Origin of the sequence: Williamsia sp. (assembly GCF_036566845.1) — a bacterium.
In the GTDB taxonomy this organism is placed as follows: Bacteria; Actinomycetota; Actinomycetes; order Mycobacteriales; family Mycobacteriaceae; genus Williamsia.
On the sequence record NZ_DATCVM010000251.1, the window covers coordinates 1 to 5,417 of the forward strand.

At 62.7% G+C, this 5,417-nt stretch carries 6 protein-coding genes; 2 read left to right on the forward strand and 4 right to left on the reverse strand.

Translation table 11 applies throughout. The features are described 5' to 3' along the window. Positions 1-395 (forward strand): TetR/AcrR family transcriptional regulator (locus VIQ49_RS24290; RefSeq protein WP_331889154.1); only part of this gene is annotated, 395 nt, incomplete at its 5' end. A 170-nt stretch (positions 396-565) separates the two neighbouring features. Here the strand turns inward: VIQ49_RS24290 and VIQ49_RS24295 are convergent. The 3 genes from VIQ49_RS24295 to VIQ49_RS24305 form a co-directional block, all read right to left on the reverse strand. Beyond that, entirely contained in the window at positions 566-955 is a 390-nt protein-coding gene (locus tag VIQ49_RS24295) for a tautomerase family protein (protein WP_331889155.1), read from the reverse strand. Positions 956-1,226: 271 nt separating this feature from the next. After that, on the reverse strand, positions 1,227-1,745 hold the full coding sequence (locus VIQ49_RS24300) for a PaaI family thioesterase (RefSeq protein ID WP_331889156.1): 519 nt from the start codon (positions 1,743-1,745) through the stop codon (positions 1,227-1,229). Beyond that, entirely contained in the window at positions 1,727-2,137 is a 411-nt protein-coding gene (locus VIQ49_RS24305; protein ID WP_331889157.1) for a helix-turn-helix domain-containing protein, read from the reverse strand. Before VIQ49_RS24305 ends, VIQ49_RS24300 begins: the two co-directional genes overlap by 19 nt. A 21-nt stretch (positions 2,138-2,158) precedes the next feature. Between VIQ49_RS24305 and VIQ49_RS24310 the strand changes: the two genes are divergently transcribed. Next, entirely contained in the window at positions 2,159-3,523 is a 1,365-nt protein-coding gene (locus tag VIQ49_RS24310) for an MFS transporter (RefSeq protein WP_331889158.1), read from the forward strand. A 1,259-nt stretch (positions 3,524-4,782) separates the two neighbouring features. Here the strand turns inward: VIQ49_RS24310 and VIQ49_RS24315 are convergent. Further along, complete coding sequence (locus VIQ49_RS24315; RefSeq protein WP_331889159.1) at positions 4,783-5,385, reverse strand: recombinase family protein; 603 nt, start codon at positions 5,383-5,385, stop codon at positions 4,783-4,785. Positions 5,386-5,417: the final 32 nt, after the last annotated feature.

Genomic DNA, 5,417 nt, shown 5'->3' on the forward strand with positions numbered 1-5,417 from the left:
ACGCGAACTACAGCGGCGCACTCGAGCGGGGTCGTACAGATGCCGAAAACATCCCCGACGTACTCGAGGCGGTGATGGCGATCGTCCGACCGATCGTGCGATGCAACCGCACCCAGATCGACAACGGGCGCACCTACTTGCGAGAGATGGTCTTCGGTAACCCCGACGAACCGCACCACGCGGAAGCGCTCAACATCGTCGGCCAGACCGAGGAAGCCATCGCAGGCGTGCTGCGCCGAGGCGGACGGGTCGGTGAAGCCGATGCTGTGACGCTGGCGCACGTCGTCTCGGCGATCATGTTTCTTGCGATGGCGGCAACGATCAATATGGCTCGTGGTGTCGATGAGATCGAGGCGGACATCAGGGGCCAGGTGGCCGCTCTCCTGCCGCATTGACCGCAGCCGACTTCCGCGGCTCTCGCCGTCGGCCATTGAACGCCTCGCGAACGCGCCAGCCGAGTGGACCACCGCGTAGGAACTAGGCATGTGGGCGGCGTGGTCGCAGTGTGTGGGATCGGGCAGCTCGGCGAGTCGGTTCGGGCGGCTCGTAGTTCAGGACTGCCAGCTCAGCTCTGGGCCAGTTGAAGATCCCCGCGGCCGAAAGAGAAGTTCTCCTTCGGCACCGGCACCAGTGCGATGAACACGTCATCGGCGCTGATGCCCAGCGCGCTGACAGCCTTGTCGCACATCGCCCGGACTACTGCGCGTTTATCGGACAGCGGTCGTTCCGCGGTGAAGAGAACCGTGATGATCACTGCGTTCTCACTGCGGCTCATCCCCATATACGACGGGTCGACGAATAGTGACCCGGCCGGCTGCTCGGAGATGATGACGAACTGGTCCTCGCGGGGGATCCCCAGAGCCTCGTGAAGAGCCGCGGGCAGTCCCGAGGCCAGAGCCTGCTTCTGTTGAGGCGAGAATCGGTCAGCAGGGATGTGGGCATTGAATACAGGCACCGGTCTACCCTTTCGCTGGGGTGGATTGTGTTTTGCTACTTGAGCGCAGCTTCGCTGTTCCCGTCGACCTCGACTTCGGCGACGATGACTGTGCGCCTACCGGCCTTTGCGGCCTTGATCGGGTATAGAGCGATTCGATGGCCAAGCCGAGGAAGCCGTCGCAGCGATCGGTGCGGAGGGTCGTAGTGTCGACGAGATCGCGGAGGAGATCAGGGCCAAGATGGCGGCCGTCCTTGCCGCATTGACCATCCGTCGGCGCGCAGGGGTTGGCTCACTGAGGGAGGTCGCTGATCAGCAGTGTGCTGGTGGCTGTGGCGACAACCTTGCCTTGGCTGTCGGTGACGACGCCTTCGGTGAAACCCATCCGTGATCCCGCCTTCACCAAAGTCCCGGTGGCGGTGAGCATCCCTGATGAAGCATGCACGGGCCTGAGGTAGTTGACTTTGATCTCCACCGAGGTGAAACCACGCCCCGCCGGGAGGACGCTGTGGAGTGCGCAGCCGCACACAGTGTCCAGTAGCGTGCACACGATGCCGCCGTGGACGGTGCCGATCGGGTTGTAGCCCCATTCGCCAGGCTCGCAGGTGAAGACGGCGCGGCCGGGAACGACCTCGACGAGTTCCATGTTCGTCAGTCCGTTGATCGGCGGAGGAGGTAGTTCTCCGTTCAGCATCGCCGTCAGGTAGTCCAGGCCCGGTTGTGCCAGTCCTGCGGCGGTCGATGGCGCGGGGTCGTGCCAGGTGATGTTTCGTTGACGTTGGGCGCCCCAGGTCACAGACTCGGCTGGCATTTGTCCTCCTTGACGGTCATTTCAGGTTTCACGAGCTTTCGGTACCGTGCGGCCCGCTTGGGGTCGTCAGCAGCGACCGCATGACGATCGCCCCAGGCAAGCAGGGCATTGAGGACGGGGACGAGTTCGGCTCCCGACTCGGTCAAGCGGTAAGTGTGCCGCGCCCCGGTACCTGGCTCGCACCTGACGACACCGGCGGCCTCGAGTGTCTTGAGCCGTGCGGCGATCCGATCGCGCGGCGCGCCCGTCCCACGCACGATGTCGGAAAAGCGGGTGCTGCCCATGGCGATCTCGCGCACGACGAGAAGGGCCCAGCGCTCGCCCACCAGCTCGAGCGACGCCGCTATCGGGCACGGGCGGCCGGGAAGTTCTTCCAATGGGACTGTTGTCATCGTGGGTGATACGTTACCGCCATGAGTTTGAAAATCAAACCAAAATCGGTGCGCGGTTCGTTAACTCCGATCGCTGCCGGCACCGCTTTGGTGCTCGTAACCTACGTGACGCCGATGGCCACACTCGCCCCCACATCCGCGGACCTCGGCGCCGGGTCAGTCGCCGGCGCATGGATTCTCAGCGCCATGAGTATCGGCCTCGCCGGCGCGCTCCTCGCCGGCGGACTCCTCGGCGACCGTGCTGGGCGTCGCCGGGTCTACATCGGCGGCTTGCTTGCCGTTGTAGCCGGGGCGCTGGCCTGTGCGCTGTCATGGGATCCGTGGTTGCTCATCGGCGCCCGCGTTGTGCAGGGGGCGGGCGGGGCGGCGGTCCTCGCGTGCGGGTTGGCCATCCTCGCCCACTCGTACACTTCCGGGCGAGAGAGACTTCATGCCACCGCGGTGTGGGGTGCCAGTGTCGGCGGCGGCGTCGCAGGAGGCTCATTACTCGCTATGGCCCTCGACATCGGCACAGGCTGGCGCGAAAACTACATTGCGGTCGCGTGCGCCGGAACTCTCCTGCTCGTTCCCACGCTGCGCGGGATCCCGGAGTCTCGGGCAGCCGCTCCGCGCCGAATCGACGTCGGAGGACTGGTCCTGCTGATCGTCGGCATGGTGCTGATGGTGGCGACACTGACACAGGTCCGGGACGGAGTGGGATTGACCGCCCTCGTGCTGGTGCTGCTGGCGTTGGGCTCTTTCGCCGCTCTCTGGATGATCGAGCGGCGTGCGCGCCACCCCTTGGTCGATCCCGATCTCTTGCGCCACCCGAACTTTCTCGCCACCACACTGGGCGCCCTCACTCTCGGCGTCGGGATGATCAGCATGGCGGCGTTCCTGCCGACCGTGGCACAGTCCGGATTCGGGGACTCGTTGCGACTGGCGAGCGTGCCGCCCCTGGTCTGGGCGGTGACGAGCATGGTTGCCGCCTTGACAGTGCGTTGGCTGCCCTTCCCGCTTCAGGGACCGCTACCTATCGCCGTGCTGCTGGCGCTGACGGCGGCAGGCATGCTCACGGCCGTCAACGCCGATTCGACGTGGGGACTCGTTGTGCCCATGGCGTTGACCGGGGTCACGACCGGATTCCTCAACGCGATCCTGGGCCGTGAAGCGGTCGCCAGCGTCCCACCTGACCATGCGGCCATGGCCAGCGGAGCCAACAACACTGCCCGCTACCTCGGTGCCGCATGCGGAATCACGTTGTTCGCTGTGATCGCGGCCAATACCGGAGCCGACATCGCTGATGGCTGGACCAATGCAGTGCTCACCGCCGCCGGCGTCACGCTGCTCGGTGCCGTGCCGATCGCAGCACTAGCCGTCGCCCGAACACGCCAGAAAGCTCATTGATTGGGTGCAGCCGGCTAGCCGCGGATTCGCCAACTATCGCGTAGCGGCCCGATCATCGGGCTTACTTCTGGCCCCGGGATTGCGGCGCGCGGCCCGGATACGTCGAGGCAGTGGGGGAATGACGAGAGCCGGGTCCACAGGGCCTGCAAGTACGACGTTTCACCTGCACCAACATCGACTGAAGCAGCTCGACCTTCGTCGAGCAGTTTCGACGGCCCGGCCAGCCGATACGAGCGAACGCACGCCGCTGCTACGCGAAATCATTGAGAAGATCGCACTGGCGTTAGCCGGACGAGCAGGATCGAGATTGGCATCTGCCTTGGGCATACGTGTCGGAAGTTCCACGCGTTGCTCCTGGCCCGAGACCCGTCATGAGCGTTCGATACGCGCCGTTCGTACGAACACCGATTCGAGGCGAGCACGACCCTCAAGGACGAAGGCATATGAATTAGAACAATTTCACGGCAAATCGGACTGGCCCAGGAAACGGTGCGCCGCTTCTGCAATGCGAACAGTGTCGACGAGTTATTGAGAGCACCGCGCGCCGGCTACGTCAGCGGTGTCGTTCTTGACGTCGACGGCTGTCTCGAAATCGGATCCTCTATTCGCTGACGCGAAGAACACGCCAACCTCTGCCGAGTGGACCGAGTTTGGGAAGTGCGCGTCTACCCGTGCCATTTGTTTGATCGGGCCCGAACGTCGATGAAGCCAAAATCTGTTCGCGGCGAACTTTCAACGTCACCGCGAACGCGCGGTACAGATTCTGGAGAGCTGGCGGTAGTCCGCGCGGCTCAGGTCACCCGCAGACTGCCGTTTCAGAATTACAGCTAGGCGTCGATAAAATTCGGAAGCCGGAATCCCAAACTCTATGAAGATATCTGTGTCAGAGCCGCCTCCGAAAGGTAACCAATGTATCGCAAACCGCAACATTGCGTTCTTTTGCGATTGGTTGAGCAAAACGGGTGAGCGGTGTCGAATTGGAATTGGGTCGCTTCTCATGAAGGTTCTCACTTCAGTGTGGTGTTGTCCGACTTCACGAAACAAGACGGAAAATGGCCTTTGGTAACATTACTCATATTGTGGAAATCGGGCAGGTTGAACGTAGTCCGACATTCGATCGTTTATCGGACACGAAACGTCTCCGACTGGTCATGTGACTCTCGGAATTATTTGGCACGTTTTTCACGGAATTATTTGGCACGGAGTTCTCGATCAACACCGTCGGGCCGTGGATGTGACGGATCGACTGACGGGCGAGCTCAGAGTGCCGGGAGCCTTTCAGTGTCCCGCTCTGTACGGGCCAATTCAATGTTTGCGTACAGTGCCGACCGCTTCAAACCTGTGTTCCTGCACAGTGTTTCGATCTTGAACTGCCCGGTCTCGTACGTTTGCAACAGGTACGCACGCTCTTCCGGTGTGAGCTTGTGCTGACGGCCCTTCATCTTGCCCGCCGCCGCCGCCGCGGCCGCCGCCACAGCGTCCCTGGTTCGACTCCGGATCAGGTCCGACTCGAATTCGGCCATCAGCCCGAGAACACCGATGAACATCTTGCCCATCGGATCGGTCGGGTCGTAAATCTTCCCGTCGATCGACAAGGCCACTCCTTTGGCGGCGAGTCGCTTGACCGTTTCGTGAAGATCCCCCGCTGACCGAGAGAGCCGATCAAGTTTCGTCACGCAGAAGACGTCACCTTCGCGGGCGGCGTTGATCGCATTGTCGAGCCCGGGCCGCCGAGTCTGCCGGCCGCTGATTCCGTGATCGACATAAACACCGTCGCGATCGACTCCCTCCTTGACGAGAAGATCGACCTGAATCGACGAATCCTGTGCCGCCGTACTCACACGCGCGTAGCCGATCTTCATTCCACTCCCGATTTTCGCCGTTCACGACGTCC

Coding starts and splice junctions, on each gene's coding strand:
- VIQ49_RS24315 (WP_331889159.1), bottom strand. CDS start 5,385: ATGAAGATCGGCTACGCGCGTGTGAGTACGGCGGCACAGGATTCGTCG.
- VIQ49_RS24310 (WP_331889158.1), top strand. CDS start 2,159: ATGAGTTTGAAAATCAAACCAAAATCGGTGCGCGGTTCGTTAACTCCG.
- VIQ49_RS24300 (WP_331889156.1), bottom strand. CDS start 1,745: ATGCCAGCCGAGTCTGTGACCTGGGGCGCCCAACGTCAACGAAACATC.
- VIQ49_RS24305 (WP_331889157.1), bottom strand. CDS start 2,137: ATGACAACAGTCCCATTGGAAGAACTTCCCGGCCGCCCGTGCCCGATA.